Here is a 1,085-nt window from a genome sequence, read left to right as displayed (position 1 = left end):
CTAGCTGTATTGACCTGGTGCGTTGTTCACGCGGCTGATCGGTGGCTTGCCTCCGAGTGCGGTGTGGCAGCGGTGTTGGTTGTAGGTGTGGAGGAAGTCTGCCAGGGCTGCGGTGCGTTGGTCGTTGCTGGTGTAGGGCCGCAGGTAGGCCCATTCATCGAGCAGGGTGCGGTTGAAGCGCTCCACTTTCCCGTTGGTCTGCGGCCGGTAGGGGCGGATGTGTTTGTGGCTGATGCCCGCGGCGGCCAGCGCCTGGCGCCAGGTGCGTGACCGGTAGCAGGGCCCGTTGTCGGTCAGGACGCGTTCGACGGTGATGCCGTGCCGGGTGAAGAACGCTTGGGCCCGGTGCCAGAAGGCGGTGGCGGTCTCCTTGCGTTCATCGGGATGGATCTCGCTGTAGGCGAGGCGGGAGTGGTCGTCGACGGCGGAGTGGATGTAGCTGTAGCCGAGTACCGGATGATGGCCCTTGCGGACCGGTGTGCTGGCACGGCTGTTCGTGCCGCCACGCTGGCGGCCGGTCACGCGCCACCCGCCGCCGTCGGGGATGTTGCCCAGCTTCTTGATATCGACGTGGACGAGTTCACCGGGCCGACTGCGCTCAAAGCGGCGGATGGGCTGCCCGGTCGGGCGGTCCAGCCACGCCAGGCGGTTCAGCGCATGCCGGGTCAGCACCCGGTGCACGGTGGAGGGCTGCATGCCCAGGATCGGCCCGATCCGGGCCGGCCCGAGCTTGCGGCTGGTGCGTATCTGACACACCCGCGCTTCCAGGGCGGCAGGGGTGCGGTGCGGCGTGGAGCGCGGACGGCTGGAGCGGTCCGCCAACCCCGCTTCACCTTCAGCGAGGAACCTGCGGACCCACTTGTAAGCGGTGGGTCGCGAGATGCCCATCTCGGCCGCGACGTGCGCGACGGGACGACCGGATCCGACTCGGTCAACCAGCAACCGCCGACCGATCACGGTCAGACGGGCATTACGGTGGTACACGAAGGCCTCCCTGCGGTGCAGTCCTTAGACAGCTCCACCACAGCGGAGGCCTTCGCCATGATCAAGACCCACAAGTGTCAACAACGCTCGTGATCAATACA

General features: G+C 67.1%; 1 protein-coding gene. It reads right to left on the bottom strand.

The window, feature by feature from the left end; all coding sequences use genetic code 11:
* Complete coding sequence (locus tag HCC61_RS30000) at positions 1 to 984, bottom strand: IS481 family transposase (RefSeq protein WP_169141015.1); 984 nt, start codon at positions 982 to 984, stop codon at positions 1 to 3.
* Positions 985 to 1,085 lie beyond the last annotated feature (101 nt).

Origin of the sequence: Streptomyces sp. HNM0575 (genome assembly GCF_012726265.1) — a bacterium.
Lineage (GTDB): Bacteria > Actinomycetota > Actinomycetes > Streptomycetales > Streptomycetaceae > Streptomyces.
This window is presented reverse-complemented; position numbering and strand designations above follow the sequence as displayed.